Origin of the sequence: Catenulispora sp. GP43, assembly GCF_041260665.1 — a bacterium.
Taxonomy (GTDB): domain Bacteria; phylum Actinomycetota; class Actinomycetes; order Streptomycetales; family Catenulisporaceae; genus Catenulispora.
On the sequence record NZ_JBGCCT010000001.1, the window covers coordinates 47,052 to 66,631 of the forward strand.

At 72.4% G+C, this 19,580-nt stretch carries 19 protein-coding genes; 4 read left to right on the forward strand and 15 right to left on the reverse strand.

The genetic code is table 11. The features are described from left to right. Nucleotides 1–5 precede the first annotated feature (5 nt). Together ABH926_RS00225 and ABH926_RS00230 are read right to left on the reverse strand one after the other, a co-directional pair. The gene (locus ABH926_RS00225; RefSeq protein WP_370363158.1) at nt 6–1,580 is read right to left on the reverse strand and encodes a glycosyltransferase family 4 protein; all 1,575 of its coding nucleotides are present in this window, start codon (nt 1,578–1,580) and stop codon (nt 6–8) included. Nucleotides 1,581–1,685: 105 nt separating this feature from the next. Further along, a complete protein-coding gene (locus ABH926_RS00230; RefSeq protein ID WP_370363159.1) occupies nt 1,686–3,197 on the reverse strand; it encodes a hypothetical protein in 1,512 nt (503 codons plus the stop codon). A 484-nt stretch (nt 3,198–3,681) separates the two neighbouring features. Between ABH926_RS00230 and ABH926_RS00235 the strand changes: the two genes are divergently transcribed. Next, on the forward strand, nt 3,682–4,233 hold the full coding sequence (locus ABH926_RS00235) for a Uma2 family endonuclease (RefSeq protein ID WP_370363160.1): 552 nt from the start codon (nt 3,682–3,684) through the stop codon (nt 4,231–4,233). On the opposite strand, the gene ABH926_RS00240 is transcribed toward ABH926_RS00235, so the two are convergent. The 6 genes from ABH926_RS00240 to ABH926_RS00265 all read right to left on the reverse strand — a co-directional run bounded on the left by ABH926_RS00240 (nt 4,234) and on the right by ABH926_RS00265 (nt 9,682). Beyond that, complete coding sequence (locus tag ABH926_RS00240) at nt 4,234–5,496, reverse strand: glycosyltransferase (RefSeq protein WP_370363161.1); 1,263 nt, start codon at nt 5,494–5,496, stop codon at nt 4,234–4,236. 9 nt (nt 5,497–5,505) lie between these two features. After that, entirely contained in the window at nt 5,506–6,345 is an 840-nt protein-coding gene (locus tag ABH926_RS00245; protein ID WP_370363162.1) for a hypothetical protein, read from the reverse strand. After that, nucleotides 6,317–7,483 (reverse strand): glycosyltransferase family 4 protein, encoded by a 1,167-nt coding sequence (locus ABH926_RS00250; protein ID WP_370363163.1) that lies wholly within the window; start codon nt 7,481–7,483, stop codon nt 6,317–6,319. The genes ABH926_RS00245 and ABH926_RS00250 overlap by 29 nt, the downstream gene beginning before the upstream one ends. Before the next feature lie 6 nt (nt 7,484–7,489). Continuing rightward, the gene (locus ABH926_RS00255) at nt 7,490–8,548 is read right to left on the reverse strand and encodes a glycosyltransferase family 2 protein (protein WP_370363164.1); all 1,059 of its coding nucleotides are present in this window, start codon (nt 8,546–8,548) and stop codon (nt 7,490–7,492) included. Nucleotides 8,549–8,687: 139 nt separating this feature from the next. After that, a complete protein-coding gene (locus tag ABH926_RS00260; RefSeq protein WP_370363165.1) occupies nt 8,688–9,071 on the reverse strand; it encodes an ACT domain-containing protein in 384 nt (127 codons plus the stop codon). Then, the gene (locus tag ABH926_RS00265) at nt 9,068–9,682 is read right to left on the reverse strand and encodes an acyl-CoA thioesterase (protein WP_370363166.1); all 615 of its coding nucleotides are present in this window, start codon (nt 9,680–9,682) and stop codon (nt 9,068–9,070) included. Before ABH926_RS00265 ends, ABH926_RS00260 begins: the two co-directional genes overlap by 4 nt. 157 nt (nt 9,683–9,839) lie before the next feature. On the opposite strand from ABH926_RS00265, the gene ABH926_RS00270 reads away from it, so the two are divergent. Then, nucleotides 9,840–10,607, forward strand: coding sequence for a hypothetical protein (locus tag ABH926_RS00270; RefSeq protein ID WP_370363167.1), 768 nt, complete (start codon nt 9,840–9,842; stop codon nt 10,605–10,607). A 6-nt stretch (nt 10,608–10,613) separates the two neighbouring features. Here ABH926_RS00270 and ABH926_RS00275 read toward each other — a convergent pair whose 3' ends face one another. Then, on the reverse strand, nt 10,614–11,171 hold the full coding sequence (locus ABH926_RS00275) for a dihydrofolate reductase family protein (protein WP_370363168.1): 558 nt from the start codon (nt 11,169–11,171) through the stop codon (nt 10,614–10,616). A gap of 131 nt (nt 11,172–11,302) precedes the next feature. On the opposite strand from ABH926_RS00275, the gene ABH926_RS00280 reads away from it, so the two are divergent. Then, entirely contained in the window at nt 11,303–11,515 is a 213-nt protein-coding gene (locus tag ABH926_RS00280) for a hypothetical protein (protein ID WP_370363169.1), read from the forward strand. Between the two features lie 15 nt (nt 11,516–11,530). On the opposite strand, the gene ABH926_RS00285 is transcribed toward ABH926_RS00280, so the two are convergent. The 3 genes from ABH926_RS00285 to ABH926_RS00295 form a co-directional block, all read right to left on the reverse strand. Beyond that, nucleotides 11,531–12,520 carry a sigma-70 family RNA polymerase sigma factor gene (locus ABH926_RS00285; RefSeq protein WP_370363170.1) on the reverse strand — a complete coding sequence of 330 codons (990 nt, stop codon included), beginning with the start codon at nt 12,518–12,520 and terminating at the stop codon, nt 11,531–11,533. 85 nt (nt 12,521–12,605) lie between these two features. Further along, nucleotides 12,606–13,265, reverse strand: coding sequence for a response regulator (locus ABH926_RS00290; RefSeq protein ID WP_370363171.1), 660 nt, complete (start codon nt 13,263–13,265; stop codon nt 12,606–12,608). Continuing rightward, nucleotides 13,262–14,578, reverse strand: coding sequence for a sensor histidine kinase (locus ABH926_RS00295; protein ID WP_370363172.1), 1,317 nt, complete (start codon nt 14,576–14,578; stop codon nt 13,262–13,264). The genes ABH926_RS00290 and ABH926_RS00295 overlap by 4 nt, the downstream gene beginning before the upstream one ends. Before the next feature lie 189 nt (nt 14,579–14,767). Here ABH926_RS00295 and ABH926_RS00300 point away from each other — a divergent pair, with 189 nt between their 5' ends. Continuing rightward, entirely contained in the window at nt 14,768–15,718 is a 951-nt protein-coding gene (locus ABH926_RS00300) for a glutaminase (protein ID WP_370363173.1), read from the forward strand. 107 nt (nt 15,719–15,825) lie between these two features. Here the strand turns inward: ABH926_RS00300 and ABH926_RS00305 are convergent, their stop codons facing one another. The 3 genes from ABH926_RS00305 to ABH926_RS00315 are packed head-to-tail and all read right to left on the reverse strand — an operon-like array spanning nt 15,826 to nt 19,572. Further along, nucleotides 15,826–16,764 (reverse strand): phosphate ABC transporter ATP-binding protein, encoded by a 939-nt coding sequence (locus tag ABH926_RS00305; protein ID WP_370363174.1) that lies wholly within the window; start codon nt 16,762–16,764, stop codon nt 15,826–15,828. Between the two features lie 13 nt (nt 16,765–16,777). Continuing rightward, nucleotides 16,778–17,773 carry a class E sortase gene (locus tag ABH926_RS00310; RefSeq protein WP_370363175.1) on the reverse strand — a complete coding sequence of 332 codons (996 nt, stop codon included), beginning with the start codon at nt 17,771–17,773 and terminating at the stop codon, nt 16,778–16,780. Then, nucleotides 17,770–19,572: a substrate-binding domain-containing protein gene (locus tag ABH926_RS00315; protein ID WP_370363176.1), complete on the reverse strand. Its 1,803-nt coding sequence runs from the start codon at nt 19,570–19,572 to the stop codon at nt 17,770–17,772. The genes ABH926_RS00310 and ABH926_RS00315 overlap by 4 nt, the downstream gene beginning before the upstream one ends. Nucleotides 19,573–19,580 lie beyond the last annotated feature (8 nt).

Consider the following 19,580-nt stretch of genomic DNA (forward strand, 5'->3'; position numbering starts at 1 on the left):
TCCGCCTACTCCGCCTCTACAGAGTCCACCGTGTCCAGCATCTCCGCCGCCTTCGGCGTCAGCCCACTGACTGCGGAATACATCGCGAGGAGCGCCGGCACCTGCCCCTCCCAGCTGTGCTCGGCCAGCATCTCCTCGGTGTACACCGCCGTGTAGCGCTCCCGGTCGGCGGCCACCACGCGCACCGCGCGCGCCAAGTCGTCCACGTCGTCGACCTCGAAGACCTCGCCGTTGCCGAGGCGACGGGTCAGCTCGCCGGCCGCCTTGACGTCGCTGACCACGACCGGGAGCCGGGCGCCGATATACGACCAGTACTTCGTCGTGATGGTCAGTTCCTGGGTGGGGATGCGGCGCAGGGTGTCGATGCCGATCGTGGCCGAGGCGATGAAGTCGGTGAGCTCTTCGACCGGGACGTAGTCCAAGACGTGGAGGCGGTCGGCGACGTTCAGCTCGGCGGCCAGGGCCACCAGTTCGGCGACATGGCCGCCGCGCGAGGCGACCATGAGGACCAGATGCGCGTCGGGCAGCTTGGGGAGCACCCGGACGGCCGTGTCCAGGCCGCGGATCGGCGTCACGGCGCCCGGGTACACCAGGATTGTCGCGTCCGGTCCCAGGCCCAGGCGGCCCCGGACACCCGGCTCCTTGCCGCCGGCGACGGTGAACGTCGAGGCCTCCGGCATGTTGCGGACCACTGTGGGGCGGACGGTGAGCCCGTGGTGCTCGACCAGCTTGTCGGCGAAGTTGTCCACGGCGGCCACCACACCGTCGGCGGCGCCGATGTACTTCCGCTCCTGGGCGAACATCACCGGGGCCCAGGTGACGTCCTCGGGGCGGACGTCGCCTGCGGTGTACTCGTGGGAGTCGTAGACCACCGCGACCTTGCGGCCCTTAGCGCGGGCCCGGGCCGCGGCACGCACCGCGACTCCCAGCATCTCGGCGTCGTTGGCGTGGATCACGTCCGGCTCCAGCCGGTCGGCCTCGCGGCCGAAGGAGTCCTCGAAGTCGACCAGCCGGGGCTGGACGTCCCAGGACGAGCGGTCGCCGCCGCGCTTGGCCCGCAGTCGCTCGAAGGCCGAGCTCGGGACCCGCTGGGCGAGCTGGTAGTTGGCGTCGAAGGCGCGCTTGCGGGCCGCGACCCAGTAGCCGCGGGCCCGGACCAGGATGCCGCCGGACGTCAGGCCGGCCTTGCCGAGCAACGCCGCGAGCGGGCCGGCGCCGGCGCTGAGCCGGCGGGCCAGGAGCTCGCGCTCGGCGGCCAGGTCCATCTGTCGCAGCCGCTGCCGCTGGTGCTCGACCCGGCTCACGTCTTGGGACGAATATGCGATCAGGCCTTTGACGCCGCGCCGGTGCGGGTGCGCGGAGCGGTAGCGGGTGGCGGCCATGGACTCGGCCGCGCGGACGACGGTGACCTCACCCAGCTTCGACTCCTCGCGCTTGCCGCTGCGCGAGCGGCCCACGAGATAGGTATCCCAGCCAGCCTCGGCCGCCGAGCGCGCTTCCTTCTGAACCCGGGAGTCGCCGTCGATGAAGTTCCCGACCAGCATGACTACACGAGGACGGCGCTGGTCGGACGTGGTCACTGTTCCTCCGAAGGCATGTGCGGGCTGGCTCGGAGTCTAGCAACGAGGAATATGACCATGAGCCCGGTTCTGCAAGCCCCGGTACGGCGGGGCTTGGCGCAGCGGTCAGCCGCGCAGCCACGGCTCCAGCGCCTCGGCGGACTTGCGCCCGTCATGGAACTCGCTGACGAACGCCCGCCCGGCCGCCGCGACCGCGCGCGCCTTGTCCCGGTCGGCGAGCACTCCCTCGATGACCTCGCCCAGGGAGTCCGGGTCGGCCTGGATGGTGGGGATCTCCGCTGGCACCCGCGCCCGGACCCGCTGGTCGATGTTGGCGATGCTCACGCGGCCGGCGGCCATCGCCTGGCAGGTCATGACGCCGTAGTTGCCGATCACGAAGTGGTCCAGCACGATGTCCGCGTCCTGCACCACGCCGACCAGCTCGGCCTGCGGGATGTGCTCCAGCCGCCGGTACTCGATCAGGCCGCGGGACTCCAGGTCGCGCAGGGTCGGCTCGATGAGGTCCGAGCCCTTCATGAACGGCCGCGACGGCGCGTGCACGACCACCGGCACCTCGCGCTCCAGCGGCCGGCGCGTGCCCTCGGTCCACTGCTGCAGGTCCACGACCACCGGCAGCCAGGTGGCGCGCGGGACGTCGTCGATCAGGTCCGGGGTGGAGACGAAGACCGGGCCGTCGAACTCCTCGACCCACTTGGCCATCTCGGCGGTCTTGCCGCGCAGCACCTCGGTGAGCTTCTGGTCCTCCTCAGTCACCGGCGCTCGGAAGGGCGAGAACTTGTAGAGCTCGATGTGCCGGTCCGGCGAGCGGATGTCGGAGCCGTGGAAGAGCAGCGCGGTGTGGATCCCGGCCCGGCGCAGCTCCGGCAGGTCGTCGGCGAGCTGGCCGCCGTTGAGCCGGCCCAGCACGGCCAGGCCGCTCTCAGACAGGACGTGGGTGACGGTGTCCAGGGTGTCTGCGACGCGGCCCAGGCCCCACAGCGGGTCCACCCAGTCCTTGTCCTCGGCCTTGATGTCGGAGCCGTAGGCGAAGGGGTAGCTCTTCTTCTGGATGTTGCGGGCCGGGATCCCAGCGTGCTCCCGGACGGCGACGGCCCAGGCGTGGCCCATGCCGGCGTTGTTGTTGGAGCCGATGATCAGCGAGGTCTGCGGGCTCTTGGCGGCCGGCTGTGCCTTGCCCGGCGCCGTGGCAGTGCGGCCGAGTTTGGCGACCGCCTTCTCGGCGGTCTTGTCGCAGGCCACGACGACGTCCGGAGCGAACGCGTCGAGGTAGGGACCGATCTCGGCGGCGACATCGGCGGCGGACCAGGTGGCCGCCGGGTTGTTCAGGGCCTTGCCACGGGCGTTGCGCGTGGTCAGCACGGCCTTGCGCCCGATCTTGCCCAGCGCGCCAGGCGCACTGTCGAAGGAGGTGCCGACCCGCACCTCGACGACGTGCACGCCACCGCGCGACGCATCCGGCTTCCGCTTGCCGAACGCGGGAGTGAGGAACAGGACGCTGTACCCGGCGGCGAGGAGCCGGTCGGCCTCGGCACGCGCGGCCGCGGAGGCGGTCGCCGGGGCCGCGGAGACGACGGCGGCACGGCTGCGGGCGGCGGCGGGCAGGTCCTGCTCTGGCATGCGCGGCGGCTTTCTGGTCGGGCGGGCTGGGGCGGTGCGTCGGGGCGCGCCGGTGCGGCCACGTTAGCCGATTCGCGTGAGGCGGGTGGGGCGGGTGCCGGGGTGGTCGGCCGGGCTTGGGCGGCGGTGGCATGCGGCAGCGGGAGGGTAGGCAGCGCGACAACGGCAGCAGCGGCAGGCAGCGCAGTGGCGGGCAGCGAGCAGTCGCACCAGCAGCGACAACAACAGGCTCCATCGGGATGTACTTCGCCTCCTGGGCCGTCATCACCGGCGCCCAGGTCACGTCCTCCGGCCGGAGGTCGCTGGCGGTGTACTCGTGCGAGTCGTAGACCACCGCGACCCGCCGTGCCATTGCATCATGGTGGTGCGGGCGGGTCCGGGAACCGGCACGCGGGTTGGTCAGTCCTTGCGAGGGAAGATGGCGAGTACTCCATTCCCGATGACCTCATCGGATGATGGCGAGCGAACGGAAGGAGGTTTCGACTTGAACTCCATCATGTACGCCTCCGAACCGCTTACCACCAAAGAGTTCTTCGCCCTCGATGTGGACGAGAAGCTCAAGGTGGAACTCATCGGAGGTGCGCTGTCCGTGGGTCCATCATCAAAGGTCTGGCACGGCATTGTCTCGCTCAAGCTCCGCGATGCCCTGGGAGCAGCCCTCGGGCCGGACTTCATTGTCTATCTCGGCCTCGACGTGATCGTCGACGAGGAGAACGTCCCGCGCCCCGACGTCTTCGTCGTCCGCTCCAGCCCCTACGACCCCGACCGCGTCACCGAAGCCGCCGAGGTTCTGCTGGCCGTCGAGATCACGTCACCCGGTTCCAAGACGAACGACCGCCGGATCAAGCCCGCGCTCTACCGCGACGCGGGGATTCCGTCGTGGCGCATCGAACGCAGCGGAAAGCGGCTTCTTCTCGTGGAGATCCCGCTCAGCGGCGAAGAAAAAACCCACCTCGGCCAAGTCGCCCTCAAAGTCGCCGACATCGACGTCCCCATCGACCTCGATACGATCGCCCGCTACGCCCTCGGCGAATAACTACTTCAGCTTCTTCCGCAACCCGCGATAAGCCCGGTCCGCCTTCCGCACCGCCAGGTGCAGCCCCGGCCGCTCCTCCAGCCGGTCGCGCCGCGTCAGGCCGGGGAGCGGCTCGCCGTTCGGGCCCAGTTGGGCACGCAGGCGCTCGATCTCGGCCTCCAGCTCCCGGACGCGCTTCTTGCCCGTCGATTCGGGCCACTCCGGGTAGGCGCTCACCACCTTGCCGCGCGGGCGCTTGTACGCCTCCAGCAGCTGCGCCGCCACGACCTTGCTGTCGTGGCGCTGCGTGACCCAGGTCAGGCCTTCGGCGCGCAGCCGGGCGCGCTCCGCCGGGTCGGCGGCCAGTTTGCGGACCACCTCGGCGAGGGTGGCGCCGGTGGCCTCGACGATCGGTACTTCCGACACCGGGGTGCCAGGCATCGCCTCGCGGGCGCGGACGCGTTCGTGGATGTGCGCGATCGCGATCGCGCCGCTGGCCATCGCCTCGCAGGAGACCACGCCGTGGTCGCCGATGGTCAGGGAGTCGACCACCAGGTCCGCCTTGGCGAACTCAGCCTTCACCTGGTCGCGGGTCAGGCCGGACAGCGGGCGGTAGACGATCACGCCCTCGTCGTGCAGCGGCCGCAGGGCGGCGTCGACCAGGTCGGAGCCCTTGGTGGCGCGGCGGGAGGGCATGTGGACCACCACCGGGACGGCCGGTTCGGCGCCGCGCGTGGTGCGCCAGGCTGCGACGTCCAGGGCCAGCGGGACCAGTTCGGCGTCGGGGACGTAGTCCGGCAGGCCCGCGGTGGAGACGAACATCGCGTCGCAGAAGCGGCGGGCCACGGAGACCCGGGCCAGGATGGCGTCCTCGTCGACGTTCGCGCCGGCCAGGTACGAGTCGGGCTCGCGCTCGGCGTGGACCGAGGGCAGCCGGACGTCCGAGCCGTGCCAGTGCATGTAGACCCGCTTGCCGAGCGAGCGCAGCAGCGGCAGGTCCCACAGCTCGGGCAGCACCGGCTCCTTGGCGTCCAGCAGGCCGCGGCCGTACTGCAGGTGGAACACATCGAAGCCGCGCACGGCCTCGTCGAGCGCCTGCCAGCGGTACATCGGATCGGCCAGCAGCCGGTCCTGCTCCCACTCGCGGTCCGGGCGCAGGCCGAACGCCGGCTCGCCGAACGACCACACCTGCGCGTCCACGCCTTGCGCGCGCAGCGCCTTGGCCCACTCGGACGGCTGGCCGGCGATGTCCCTGGGGGCGTACAGGACGCGGAGCTTCGACACGGACCGACCCTACTCGCTCGGCACCGGCGGCGGCGAGATCTTCCACTCCCCGCCCAGGTCCGCGGTCTGGCGCTCCGGCGCTTCGCGGGTCCGGCCGAACAGGTACAGCTGGTCGCCCTCGCCGGTCGGGTCGACCCAGGCCACCGTGTCCGGGCCGCCGTGGAAGACGATCTCCGAGGCCAGCTCGCGCCAGACGCGGAAACCGAGCTCGGGCATGGTCGCGCGGATCCTGTCCGCCACCGCGTCGAAGTCGTCGTCCCAGTTCTCGGCCATCCAGCCGAAGGAGAACAAGAGGGTCCGGACCGCGACGAGCAGAGCGAACTCCGACAGCGAGTCCGCCTGGACCTCCCATCCCTCCTCGGTGGCCAGGACGTACGCCCGCGGGTCGTCGAGGTGGGCCTCGGCGCTCTGGTACCCCCAGTACGCGCAGCCCTGGTTCTCGATCACGACGCTGCACATGCGCAGGTCGTCCGGATCCACCACCAGCGGGCTGTCCGGGGCCAGCGCCTCGACATCGCCGTTCCCCGGAGGGGCGGTGATCCACTCCGGCGGCCAGTCGTGCTGCATCCCGTGCTTGACCCGGCGGTCGGCGAACGAGTTCTCCGGCAGCTTCCACCACTCGCGCAGGGCCGCCGGGATCCTTTCCGCCGGCACGAGCCGGTCGTCGCCGTCGCGGTAGACCGGCTCCCCGTCGTTCCAGCGTTCGGCGCCCTCCGGGTCGAACCCCCACTCGCGGTGGAACTCCTGATACAGATCCCAGCGCTTGGCCGGGTCCTGATTCGCCCGCTGGGCGGCCAGACGCTCGGCGAACCGGCCGTAATCAATCGCCTCGCGGGGTGAGGCGCTCATAGATCCCCCTCAGGACTACGGAATCGGCTTCCCAGCTCAGGGCCGGGGCTGCCGCGCGCACGTTGACCGCGTACGTCGCGTAGTTGTCCGCGACCTCCTGCAACGCGGCGGCCAGCGACGCGGGATCGCCCGGCGTGTACAGGGCGCCCAGCTTGTGCTCCTCGACCACCCGGCGCAGTTCCTGCACGTCGGTGCCGACCACCGGGACGCCGGCGCGCACGGCGTGGAAGAGCTTGTTCGGCATCGCCAGGCGGTGGTTCAGCCACTTGTCGGAGTGCGTGACCAGCGAGATGCCCAGCTCCCGCAGGAGCGCGTCCACCTCGTCCACCGGGAGCGCGCCGACCACCTCGGCGGCCTTGGCGTTGTACGAGCCCAGATACGTGTCGTCGGCCGGGCCGGCGATGACGATCCGCAGCGGCTTCACCAGTTCCGACGCGCCGGCGATGGCCTCCAGTTCGCGGAAGGGCGCGATGCGCCCCGCGTACACGGCGCCGGTCACCGTCTTCGGCGGGTCGACGGGGCCGCCCTCGGGCAGCGGGAAGGTGTTGCGGACGACCTCGACGTGCCGCCAGCCGTAGGCCTCGCGCAGCGCGTCGGCCACGCCCTCGCCCACGGTGATCACGGTCGCCGCACGGGCCCCCCACGCCTGCTCCTGCTTGGCCTCCCGGCGCTTCTGCAACGGCGCCGGACGGCCGACGCGCGGCCGGCCCTGCCACAGCTCGTGGGTGTCGTAGACGAGCGGGACGCGCTTGTCGCGCGCCAGCTCCACACCGAGCGACAGGGTGTTGAAATCGTGCGCGTGCACGACGTCGAACTCCTGCCCGGCGGCCAGTTCCCCGGCCTTGGCCCGCCAGGAGGCGAAGGCCGAGTTGCGGTGCTGCGGCAGCAGCAGCCAGCGCGCGACACGCAGGTGCGGGGGCAGCTTGCGGCGCGCGCCGAGCGATTCGGCGCCCTGCTTGCGGAACGCCGAGCCGGCGCCGACGCTGGCCACCGTGACGCCCTCCGGCGGCTCGTAGCCGGTCGAGACGTCCTTGCCGATGACGTGGACCGCGTGGCCCGCGGCGGCCAGCGCCGCGGCCTCGCGCATCACCCGGGTGTCGGTCGCGACATTGGAGATGACGAGCATCAGGATGCGCATGCGCGGCTACTTCTTCGGGGTCTTGCCGGTGGCCTTGGCCAGCCGGGTCGGGGAGGTGAGGAAGCCGTAGGCCCAGGAGCCGTGCATGGTGGCCAGCACCAGCGGCAGCCGGGCCCGGACGCCCGGGGGCAGGCCGCGCGATTCGCGCAGGGCGCCGGCGGTGAGCGCACCGAAGTAGCCGACGGGGATCACGAAGCCGAGCGCCGCTATGCCCGGGCCGCCGGTGAGGCCGGCCAGGCCGACGACGGTGCCGGTGGCGACCGCAAGCAGCGCTCCGGGCGGGGCCAGGTAGCGGAGGTTCGCGGTGCCGGCGTGGGTGCGCATCACCACGCGCCGCCAGCGGCCGTACTCCTTGTACTGCTTGGCCAGCGCCTTCAAGGTCGGGCGCGGCCGGTAGGTCACCGACAGGCCCGGGTCGAACCAGATCAGCCGGCCGGACTCGCGGATGCGGTAGTTCAGCTCCCAGTCCTGGGCCCGGGTGAAGTGCTCGTCGTAGCCGCCGAGCTCGTCGAGCACGTCGCGGCGGAACACGCCGAGGTAGACGGTGTCCGCCGGGCCGCCCTCGCCGCCGGTGTGGTTGGGGGCGTTGCCGACGCCCAGCTTGCTGGTCATGGCGCGGGCGACGGCCTGCTCGAAGACGGTGACGCCCTCGGCGCGCATGACGCCGCCGACGTTGGCCGCGCCGGTCTGCTCCAGCAGCCGGACGGCGGTGGCGATGTAGCCGGGGACGAGTTCGCCGTGGCCGTCGACGCGGACCACGATGTCGTGCTTGACCACGGCCAGCGCCGCGTTCAGCGCGGCGGGGGTGCGGCCGGTGGGGTTCGGCACGTTGCGCACGCGCGGATCGGCCGCCGCCAGGTCGTCGGCGATCTGCTGGGTGCGGTCGGTGCTCGGGCCGATCGCCAGGATCAGCTCCAGCTCGCCGGGGTAGCCCTGGGCCAGCACGCCGTTGACCGCGAAGGCGAGGTGGCGCTCCTCGTTGAGGACCGGCATGATCACCGAGACCGCCGGCCAGGCGGTCTTGTGCTCCTCAACGGGCGCCGCGGAGGGTTCTGAGACGTTCATCGTCGGTCAGATTACCGGCCGACCCTGAACGCTTGGACCAGAAGCACAGAACGCCGGGAACAGAAGCACAGAACGCCGGGGACAGAAGCCCAGAACGCCGGGACCAGAAGCTACAGAACGCCCGGAGCACAGGCAGCTCTCAGTCGACGGTGTGCCCGGCCGCCCGCAGCGCCTCGACCGCGCGCTCGGTGTCGGCTTCGGGCACCAGCACCAGGTCGGCGTGGTAGGTCGAGGCGACGAACACCGGAACCGCGGCGCCGGCCAGCGGCTCCAGCAGCGCGGCGAGCATCCCGGGCAGGTCCAGGCCGTGCGCGGTGTCGCCGCCGTAGAGCGCGCGCCACAGCCCGGCCGCGCCGTCGCCGCTCTGGTGCTCGACGACCTCGCGGACCACCGTCAGCCCTTCGGGCGCCCGGACCTGCGCGATCCAGCCGTTCGGCGGGGCGACGGCGGCGGGCAGGTGCTCGACCGCGAAGCGGCCGGGGACCAGGCGCAGGCGCTGGGCGCGGTCGGCGGCGCCGGTCACCGCCCGGCCTCCGCCTTCGCGGCGGACTGCCCGGCCTGTTCGATTTGTCCGTTCTGCCCGGTCCCGGCGGCACCGACGGCCTGCCCGGCTCCGGCCCGCGCGGCCTGGATGGCGCGGCGGCGGGCCAGCCGGTGGCTGCGGCGGATCTCGGCCTCGCCGTGCCGGCGGCGGTCCAGGTCGGTCTCCAGAACCAGCGGCGGCACCGAGCGCGGCTGGCCCTTGTCGTCGACGGCGACGAACACCAGGTAGGCGCTGGCCACGTGGCGCGGGGCGGTGCCGGCCTCGTTCCAGGGCTCGGCCATCACCCGGACGCCGACCTCCATCGAGGTCGCGCCCACCCAGTTCACCTGCGCGTAGGCGTGGACCAGGTCGCCGACCCGGACCGGGTTCAGGAACTGCATCTCGTCCATCGCGGCGGTGACCGCCGGGCCGCCGGAGTGCCGGCCGGCCACGGCGCCGGCGACGTCGTCGACGAACTTCATGACCACCCCGCCGTGGACGGTGCCCAGGAGGTTCACCTCGGTGGGGCCCATGATGTGGGACAGCATGGTGCGCGAGGCGGCGGTGGTGCGGGGCGCGGGGCTCGGATTGCTCGGGGCGTCATCGGTCACCCCTTCAGCGTAGATCGTCCCGGGACGTGCCTCGATCCGGGCATCGGTCCCGATGCGCCGGACGCGATAGCGCCGGTGAGGGGCGGGTAAGGGCTACCCACGCCGCGCTCCCGGAGACAAAATGTCAGGGAGCGGACACTGACAGGGGGCGCCTGGCATGACTCAGAACATCTCCGCGCGACGCGGGGCGGCCATAGCGGGGTTCGCAGCGCTGGTGCTGTTGGTGCTGCTCGCCGCCTTCGACAACCAGTGGACCGGCCATTGGCGCGAAGGCCGTGCCGCAGAGGGCGGCGACACCACCCACAGCTGGATCGCCGCCCCGGTCAGGGGCCTGAGCGCGCTGGCCTGGCGGGCCACCAAGGAGACGGGCGAACCGAGCCGGCTGTTCTTCGGCACGCTCGCCGCACCGGTGATCGCGGTGGTCCTGACCTTCCTGCTGCTGATGCTGGTCTGCCGCGGCGTCGGTGCCGTGCGCGGCCGCTGGTCGCTGTTCCTGGGCGCCTGGTTCGTCACCGGGCTGGCCGCGGCCGTGGCGCTGATCGTGGGCACGTCGATCGCCGGCATGGGCGGCGCCCAGGCGAAGCGCGGGGACATCTACTACGCGCTGACCTCGTCGGGCCTGGCGTTCGGGCTCTTCGCGGGCTGGCTGGTCGGCTTCGTGGCGGTGCTGGTGTACGGCTCGACCGAGGTCGCCGAGGAGGACCGGACGACGCGGGAGTATCCGACCAGCCCGCTCGAGGACTACTCGGACTACTCGGATTACTCGTTCAGCCCGACCTCGCCGTACTCCTCGGGATCCTCGGGCTCGTCGGGCTCTTCCGGCTCCGCAAGCTCCTCGTACTCGTCGGAGTCGGTGAACGCCCCGACGGAGATCGCGACGCCGCCGCAGGAGAACGACCCGTACGGCGGCGCGCGGCCCTACTGAGCGCTGTCAGTCCTGCGGCCCGTACACCACGTGCAGCGTGCCGGACTTGAAGACGTCGCACTTGATCAGCCGCAGCTTGATCGGCTCGTCGAGGTCGTCCTGCCACAGCCGCAGGCCGCGGCCCAGGGCGATCGGGTGGACGAACAGGTGCAGCTCGTCCAGGAGTCCGGCGCGCAGCAGCTGGCGCACCACCGAGACCGACCCGGACACCGAGACCGGGCCGCCCTCGCCGGCCTTGAGCTCGCGGACGAAGTCCAGCAGGTCGCCGGGCACCTGCTCGGAGTTGCGCCAGGTGAAGTCGAGCTGCTCGTGCGAGACGACGATCTTGCGCGCGTCGCCGAGGAGCTTGGCGAGCTCCACGTCCTGACCGGCCGCCTCCCGGGCCGGCCAGGCCTCGGCGAAGCCGTCGTAGGTCGTGCGCCCGAACAAGATCGTGTCGGAGCCGCCGACCAGCTCCATGACGGCCGCGCCGAGCTCGTCGCAGAAGTACGGGAAGTGCCATTCGTGGGGCTCGGCCACGACGCCGTCGGCGGCGGAGAACAGGCCCGCGGTGATGGTGCGCATGATGTTCGCTCCTGGAGGTCGTCGGTCGCTTCACGGGGTCAGACGGCGCGGCCGTGCGGAACTCATCGATCCCGGCGGCGGACTTCGCGCCGGATCGATGAATCCGCGTCCCGCGCGGGGTCTGTAATGGCGTGGGACCCATAGAGCGCTACGACGTGTCGACGATCGAACGGCCGACCAGGGAGGATCTGGAACAGCTCGCGCGTCGGCGGCTCGAGGCCCGGCGGCGAGGGTGCGAGCTGCTGCTCACCGGGGTCGGCGAGCGGCTGCGGCTGCTGCTGGCGGTGACCGGGCTGGACGAGGTGTTCCTGATCGGCGAGACGCCGCCGGAGACAGAAGGCTGAGGCCGGCGGGGGGAACTACGCCGGGCTGCCGTCGGCCGGAAGCCGCGCCGGCACGCCGAACAGCGGGAACAGCCGCTCGGTGTCCAGGTAGTTGCCGATGCCGGCGAGCTGCCCGTCCCGGATCTCCAGGACCATGATCGCCCACGGCGTCCAGCCGTCCCCGTCCTCGGCGGCCCGGTACTGCGCGAACGCCGGCATGCCGTTGGCCTCGACCGGCAGCAGCCGCGAGCCCCGGCAGCCGCCCCCGGCGCCGTTCCACCAGGCCCGCAGCTCGTCGACGCCGCGCAGCCACAGCTGGTAGGGCGGCATGTTGAGCGAGACGTCGGCGCGCAGCAGCGCGGTCAGGCCATCGATGTCGAAGGCCTCGAAGGCCTTCACGTACTTGGCCAGGAACTCGCGCTGCTCCTCGTCCAGCGGCTTGGCGGTGTCCCCGCTCGCGGCGCTCTCCTCGGCCAGGGTGGCCCGGGCCCGCTGCAGGGCGCTGTTGACCGAGGCCACCGTGGAGTCCAGCAGCTCGGCGGTCTCGGCCGCCGACCAGGCCAGCACATCGCGCAGGATCAGCACCGCGCGCTGGCGCGGCGCGAGCTTCTGCAGCGCCGCGATGAAGGCCAGCCGGATGCTCTCCCGGCCGACGGCCACCTCGGCGGGGTCGCCGGCGAGCACGCGGTCGTCCGGGACCGGCCCGACCCAGATGTTCTCCTCCAGCCGCGCCAGGTTCGGCGCGGTCGCCGAGCCCGGCGAGAACAGGTCCATCGGCCGGGCCCGCCGCTGCGCGGCCGGCGCCATGTCCAGGCAGACGTTCGTCGCGATGCGGTAGAGCCACGTCCGCAGCTGCGAGCGCCCCTGGAACCCGTCGAACTTGGACCAGGCGCGCAGCAGCGTCTCCTGCACCGCGTCCTCGGCCTCGAAAGCGGAGCCCAGCATGCGGTAGCAGTACGCGGTCAGCTCCCGGCGGAAGGGTTCGAGCTGATCGGCGACGGCGTCGCGCTCTGTGGTCGTGGACATGTTTTTCACCATAACCCGGGGATCCGACAGCAACCCGGGGATCCGACACCGCGGACGCCGGTCGCGGAAACCGCCGGCGGAACGGTCAGGACTCGTCGAGCAGCCCGGCGTCCCGTCCGACCAGGGCCGCCTGCACCCGGTTGGCGACACCGAGCTTGGCCATCACCCGCGACACGTGCGCCTTCACGGTCGCCTCGCTCAGGTACAGGCTGCGCCCGATCTGCGCGTTCGACAGCCCGCGCGCCACCTCGGCCAGCACGTCCCGCTCCCGCGGCGTGAGCTCGGCCAGCAGCTTCGCGGCCTGCTCGGCGCGGTCGGCCACCCGCAGGCCGGTGTAGTGGTCCAGCAGGCGCTTGGTCACCGGCGGGGAGAGCATCGCGTCGCCGCGGGCCACCACGCGCATCGCCGAGATCAGGTCGCGCGGCGGGGTGTCCTTGAGCAGGAAGCCGGTGGCGCCCAGGCGCAGCGCCTCGAAGATGTAGGCGTCCAGGTCGAAGGTGGTGAGCATGACCACCGGCGGCGGGTCGGGGGTGGCCTGCACCCGGCGCAGCGCCTCCAGGCCGTCCACGCGCGGCATCCGGACGTCCATCAGGACCACGTCCGGGCGGTGCGCGGCGAGCGCGCCGACCACCTGCGAGCCGTCCTCGGCCTCGGCCACCACCCGCAGGTCCTCGGCGGACTCCAGGATGGTGCGCAGGCCCGCGCGGACCAGGCTCTCGTCGTCGACGAGCAGGATGCGGATCATGCGGCGGGCTCCGGGGAGGGGATCAGGCGGCGGTCGGCCGGACCTACGGGTGCGGTGCGGTCTGTTCCATCATCGGCCACGCAGGCGGTGCGGGCCGAGTCGCCGCTGTCCGCCTTCCGTCCGGACCGGGTGCGGGACATGATCACGCCGAACTCGCCGGCGTCCTTGGCCTCCGTCCGCGGCCACGGCAGCCAGGCCAGGACCAGGAAGCCGCCGCGCAGGGTCGGGCCGGCCTCGAAGGAGCCCCCGGCCACCTCGACGCGCTCGCGCAGGCCCGCCAGGCCCGAGCCGGCGCCGGGCAGCGAGGTGCCCACGACCCGCGGCGCCTGGTTCTCCACCCGCACCTCCAGGCCGATGTCGGGGGCGCCGGACAGCCGGACCGTGGTCGCGGCCGACGCGGCGTGCTTGTGGATGTTGGTCAGCGCTTCCTGCACCACCCGGTAGGCGGCGCGGCCCACCGCCTCGGGCACCGGGGCGTCCAGGCTCAGGCTGCTGTTCGGCACCAGGCGCACCGAGACGCCGGCCGCGGCCGAGCGCTCGACCAGCTCGGCGATGTCCGCGAAGCGCGGCTGCGGCGCCAGCGGGGCCGAGGTGTCGCTGCTGGCCAGCACGCCGAGCACGTCGCGCAGGTCCTCCAGGGCCGAGCGCGCGGTCTCCCGGATCAGGCCCGCGGTCTGGCGCGCGGCGTCCGGCTCGGGGCGCTCGGTGATCTCCAGGCCGCCGGCGTGCAGCGCGATCAGCGAGATCCGGTGCGCCAGCACGTCGTGCATCTCGCGCGCGATGCGGGTGCGCTCGGCCATCCGCGCGGCCTCGGCCCGGGCCTCCTGCTCGGCCTCGGCCCGCTCGGCCCGCTCCTGCAGGGCGACCAGGCGATCGTGCCGGGCGCCGAAGTAGGCGCCGAACAGGACCAGGACCAGCACCCACAGCGCGGTCACCAGCACGTCGCCGAAGCTCAGGTCCCCGTGCTTCTCGATGGCGCTCTGGGCCAGGAAAGCGGCGTAGGCGAACGCGCTCAGCGTCCACATCACCCGGTCGCGGCGCTTCACCGCCAGCGCGAACAGCATCATCGCCAGCGGGACCTGCACCTGGCCGAGCGCGGCCAGCGGCATGCACAGCACGGTCACGCGCTCGGTGTGCGTCCGGCGCCACCACAGGGCCACCGTCCCGGCCAGCGCCAGCGAGGTCTGCAGGACCGCCATCGGCACGTCGTGGTGCTCGAAGGCGTCCGTGAACAGGTCCGCTAGCCCCTCCAGCAGGGCCAGCGACATCACCGCGAGGTCGCGGGCACGCGGGAGCCAGGCCGGGGATTTCACCCCTTCAGCGTAGGTCGGCCGCGGATCGGCGCACGTCCGACTTTCGTAGGGGAACGAGGCAGACCTCCGGTGGCGTGATCCTTCTCACCCGGGATGGGATGGTGTTCCCGCCCGGCCCGGGCACGACCGGATTCATGAGGGACACAGGTTTCATGAAGGACATGGCTTTCATAAAGGACGCAGACACAGATGGCGAATGAGGAAGGCGCGGCGGTGTCGGTGGACGACATCGCCTACGACGCGCTACTGGAGTGGATCGCCGAGGAGGTGGCCCCCTACGTCGGCGAGGGGCGCGTCGCGGACTACATCCCGGCGCTGGCCGAGGTGCCCCCGGACCGCTTCGGGATGGCCCTGGCCACGGTCGACGGCCACCTCTACGGGGTGGGCGACTTCCGCGAGCGCTTCTCGCTGCAGAGCATCTCCAAGGTGTTCACCCTGGCGCTGGTGATGGCCGGCGACGCCGGGGCGCTGCGCGGCCGGGTCGGCGTGGAGCCGTCCGGCAACGCCTTCAACTCCCTGATCCAGCTCGAGTACGAGCGCGGCATCCCGCGCAACCCGTTCATCAACGCCGGCGCGCTGGTCGTCACCGACATCCTGCAGACCCAGACCGGCGACGCGGCCGGCGCCGTCCTGGACTTCCTGCGCACCGAATCCGACGACCACACCGTCACCATCGACGGCGCGGTGGCCGCCTCCGAGGCCGAGCACGGGGACCTGAACCTGGCGCTGGCGCACTTCATGGCCGCCTACGGCAACATCGAGAATCCCGTCGACGTCACCGCCGAGCACTACTTCCGGCACTGCTCGATCTCGATGAGCTGCGCCGAGACGGCGATGGCCGGGCTGTTCCTGGCCCGCCACGGGGTGCGCACCAACGGGACCCGGCTGCTGCCGGTGCTCGGCGCCAAGCGCGTCAATGCGCTGATGATGACGTGCGGCGCGTACGACGCCGCCGGCGACTTCGCGTTCCGCGTCGGGCTGCCCGGCAAGAGCGGCGTCGGCGGCGGGATCCTGGCGGTGGTGCCGGGGCGCGCCGCGCTGTGCGTGTGGTCACCCGCCCTGGACCCGCACGGGAACTCGGTGGCGGGGGTCGAGGCCTTGGACCGGTTCAGCGCGGCCACGGGATGGTCGGTGTTCTGAGCTGTTCTGAGCTGTTCTGAGCTGTTCGGACCGGACGCCGCCGGGCCCGCGAGGACCCGGCGGCGCGCTCGGGGCCCGCCGATCGACCGGCGGCCTCCCCGAGCGGCCTACCCGAACCGCCCGTTCACGTAGTCCGCCGTCCGATCGTCGCGCGGATCCTCGAACAGCTGCCGCGTCGGCCCGGCCTCCACGATCCGCCCGGGGGTGTCGTGGCTGGCCAGGAAGAACGCGCAGTTCTGCGACACCCGCGCGGCCTGCTGCATGTTGTGCGTGACGATCACGATCGTCAGCCGCCCGCGCAGGTCGGCGATGGTCTCCTCGACCCGGCGGGTGGAGGTCGGGTCCAGCGCGGAGCAGGGCTCGTCCATCAGCAGCACGTCCGGCTCCACGGCCAATGAGCGGGCGATGCACAGCCGCTGCTGCTGGCCGCCGGACAGGGCGCCGCCCGGCGCGCGCAGCCGGTTGCGGACCTCGGCCCACAGGCCGGCCTGCGTCAGGCTGGTCTCGACCAGCTCGTCGCGGCGGGACTTGGCGGCCTTGATGCCGGCCAGCTTCAGGCCGCTGACGACGTTGTCGTAGATGGACATGGCCGGGAACGGGTTCGGACGCTGGAACACCATGCCGACCCGGGCCCGGACGTCGGCGGGGCGGCGGCCCGGCGCGTAGATGTCGTCGCCGTCCAGCAGCACTCGGCCGGCCAGCTGCGCCGACTTCACCATCTCGTGCATGCGGTTCAGGATCCGCAGATACGTGGACTTGCCGCAGCCCGACGGCCCGATCAGCGCCGTCACCTCGCCGGGCGCCATGGTCAGCGACACCCGTTCGAGCACCTTGTGGTCGCCGAACCAGGCCGATAGGTCCAGGGTCTGCAGGCCGACCAGGCGGCCCGAGCGGCCGGCGCCAGCGGCCGGAGCGGTACTGGCGGCCGGAGCGACGCCGGCGGCCGCGCCCGGATCGGCGGGGACGGCTGGCAGCTGCTGGGTCGGGGCGTCCGCGGCAGAGGCTGTCGCCACCGCGCCGTACTCGTCTATCTCGGTCTCGGTCATCGTGGTCCCAGGTTCAGTAGAGGTTCGGCAGCAGGACGGTGGCGTTCTCGTACACGCACCACAGCAGCGCGGCCAGCACCGGCGCCGTCGACAGGTAGACGGCGCGCCGGTTCCCCACCACGGCCAGCACGACCGTCGCGGCCACGGCCAGAGCCAGCGCGAGGGCCCACAGCTGGAGCGCGGGCCAGGCGTCGGTGTCGGAGGAGAGCGGCTTGTCCAGATCGGTCTTGGTGCCGCGCTGCCCGGAGGCGTCCGTGGGCGCGCCGTCCAGACGGGCACCGACGTAGATCACGTGGGTCGGGATCCAGGTCGAGTCGCCGGTGGCCAGCACCAGCCGGTTCGGGAAGGAGTCCATGACCGGCTTCGAGCCCTGGCCGAAGGCGTTCACGGTGTAGGTGAAGGCGCCCTGGCCGGTGGTGAAGGTGATCTTGTCGCCGAGGCGCAGCCGGGGCAGCTCCGCGAACGGCGCGCCGAAGGTCCCGCGCCGGCCCAGCAGAGTACTGACACCGGGCTGGCCGGGCAGCACCGTGTAACGGAGGTGCCCGGGGCCGCGCGCCAGATCAGACCCGGTGGTGCCCTCCACCACGACCGTCTGGTGCAGCCCGATCGCCGGGATGTCCATGATGGCCACCGGCGCGCCGTCGGCGGCCGGCCCGACCGGCGCCGTGGCCTGCCCGAGCTCGCCGGCCAGCGCGCGGTAGAGGTCGGCCTGGCTGTGCTGCTCCTGGAGCTTGGAGAAGCCGAACGCGTAAACGGCCCAGCCCAGCAGAAGCGCGGCGGTCAGGCTTGCGGCCATGCCCACCATGCGCACGGTGCGCAGGGCCCGGCCCTCGCGCAGCGCGGCCGCCCGAGCCGACTGGGACGACGGGGACGACGGGGACGAGGGCGCTTCAGCAGCAGGCTGCGGAACGCCGGCGCCGGGCTCCGTCGTGGCCGGTGCCTCGGTCGGTGCCTCAGCCTCCGGATCCGGCGTCACAGCCGGCGCGGCCGCCTCGGTCGCCGCGCTCACGGCGTCCGGTCCTTCCCGGCGGCGGCGAGCTTGCGGCGCCGCGCCAGGACGCTCCCGAGCACCGGCGGCACGATCACCACCGCCAGCAGCTCCAGCGATGTGAGCCCGGCCATCAGCTTCGGGTCCCGGTGCTGCGGCACGTCGGCGACCACCGCCGTGGCCCCGCCGACGGAGCCGCCGCTGTCCCCGCCGCTGCCGGAGCCGTCGGTCGGCAGCCCGGTGAGCGGGTCGATCCCGCCGGTCCCGCCGCCGGTTGCGCCGGCCGCGCCGCCGGTGGTGCCGCCCACCGTGCCGCCGGTGGTCCCGCTGTTGCCGCCGGTGGTCCCGCCGGTCTTGCCGGATCCGCCGGAGCCCCCGGTGCCGCCGCTGGTCCCGCCGGTGGAGCTGTGGCCGCCGGTCGAGCCGCCCTTGCCGCCCGACGAGCCGCCGGTGGATCCGCCGGAGCCGCCGCCGGTCCCGCCGCCGACCGTGCAGTTCAGCGGCGCGCCGGCCTTGTCGCACGGGCTCGGCTGCGGGGCGTTGGTCAGCACCGTCAGCTGGCCGGCGGCGTTGAAGGTCGGGTTCGCGCAGTTCGCCAGGGTGTTGGGATCCACGCCGGAGGCCTGGCCGGGGATGTGCGAGACCTGGAGCATCCCGCCGCGCACCAGGTTGCGCGGGATCGGCGAGTAGCCGAGTTGGTCGGCCTCCGCCTGGCCCGCGCACAGGATGTAGGCCGCGTACTTGGACAGCGCGGCGCCGTGGTCGTCGGACGCGCGGGGCGGGAGCGGCAGCGAGCCGGTGTCCCGGGGCACGATGATGTAGCTGTAACTGGAGATCGGGTAGGACCTCGGGTCGGTCATCGTGTAGACCGCGTCGAGGTTCTGCTGGAGGTAGTTCGGATCGTCCGGCGGCGTGTTGTCGTCGACGCCGCGGATCTTCGCCGCGGTCAGCGCGATCGCGACGTTCGAGGCGGTCGGGACGGCGTAGTAGCCGGCCGGGTTCAGGACCTTGACGACCGGCCAGTTGTTCAGCTTGGCGTAGGCGTACTCGTCGTAGCCGATCGCGCCCTCGCCCTCCGGGGACATGATGAAACCGGCCACCACGTCCGAGCCGTTCTCGGCGTGCATGTTGCTGGTCGCCGGCGTCGGGAAGAACTCGGTGTAGTCCCCGCAGGAGACGCCGTTGATCGAGGTGCAGTACGCGTCCCACTGCGCCTTGTGCGTGTGCTCCATGTACCGGGTCCACTGCGCGGTCGCGCCGGAGCCGTCGGAGCGCACCACCGGGGTGATCGGCTCGTGCGGCAGGTTACCCGGGTAGTCGGCCTTGATCCGGGGGTCGTCCCACATGGTGATCTGGTTGGTGAAGATGCCGACCAGCACGTCCGGGGACAGGCGCAGGTCGGTGATCTGCCTGCCGCCGATCTTCAGGTTGTACATGAAGGTCGTGCCGCCGGCGGTCACCGGGACGTAGGAGTAGCGGTAGGTCGGGTTCTCGACGTTGCCCTGGCCGTTGGAGTGCCCGCTGGAGCCCACGCCCTGGTCCGGCGTGGTCCGGAACGGCACGTCGGACGCCGTGAAGTCCTCCATCCCGTTCTCCCAGTCGGTCCGGCCGGCCGCGGAGCCGTTGGCCGTGAAGTCGATGTCGATGCCCTGCGGCAGGATGTCGCGGCGCCACTGGTCCAGCGCCGGGCCGCTCCAGGACGAGCCGGAGCCGCTGAGCGCGGTCGCGGCGTGCGCCGGGGCGGCCGGCGTAATCGCGGCGGCCAGGGCTGCGGCCGCAGCAAGCGCCGCCGCCAGCCGGGCCGGGATTCGGCTTCTCAAGGTTCGGA

Excerpts from the sequence above, each read along its gene's own strand:
- ABH926_RS00290 (WP_370363171.1), bottom strand. The coding sequence starts at position 13,265 with ATGATCCGCATCCTGCTCGTCGACGACGAGAGCCTGGTCCGCGCGGGC.
- ABH926_RS00305 (WP_370363174.1), bottom strand. The coding sequence starts at position 16,764 with ATGACCGAGACCGAGATAGACGAGTACGGCGCGGTGGCGACAGCCTCT.
- ABH926_RS00230 (WP_370363159.1), bottom strand. The coding sequence starts at position 3,197 with ATGCCAGAGCAGGACCTGCCCGCCGCCGCCCGCAGCCGTGCCGCCGTC.
- ABH926_RS00300 (WP_370363173.1), top strand. The coding sequence starts at position 14,768 with ATGGCGAATGAGGAAGGCGCGGCGGTGTCGGTGGACGACATCGCCTAC.
- ABH926_RS00285 (WP_370363170.1), bottom strand. The coding sequence starts at position 12,520 with ATGTCCACGACCACAGAGCGCGACGCCGTCGCCGATCAGCTCGAACCC.
- ABH926_RS00245 (WP_370363162.1), bottom strand. The coding sequence starts at position 6,345 with ATGAGCGCCTCACCCCGCGAGGCGATTGATTACGGCCGGTTCGCCGAG.
- ABH926_RS00250 (WP_370363163.1), bottom strand. The coding sequence starts at position 7,483 with ATGCGCATCCTGATGCTCGTCATCTCCAATGTCGCGACCGACACCCGG.
- ABH926_RS00270 (WP_370363167.1), top strand. The coding sequence starts at position 9,840 with ATGACTCAGAACATCTCCGCGCGACGCGGGGCGGCCATAGCGGGGTTC.
- ABH926_RS00275 (WP_370363168.1), bottom strand. The coding sequence starts at position 11,171 with ATGCGCACCATCACCGCGGGCCTGTTCTCCGCCGCCGACGGCGTCGTG.
- ABH926_RS00255 (WP_370363164.1), bottom strand. The coding sequence starts at position 8,548 with ATGAACGTCTCAGAACCCTCCGCGGCGCCCGTTGAGGAGCACAAGACC.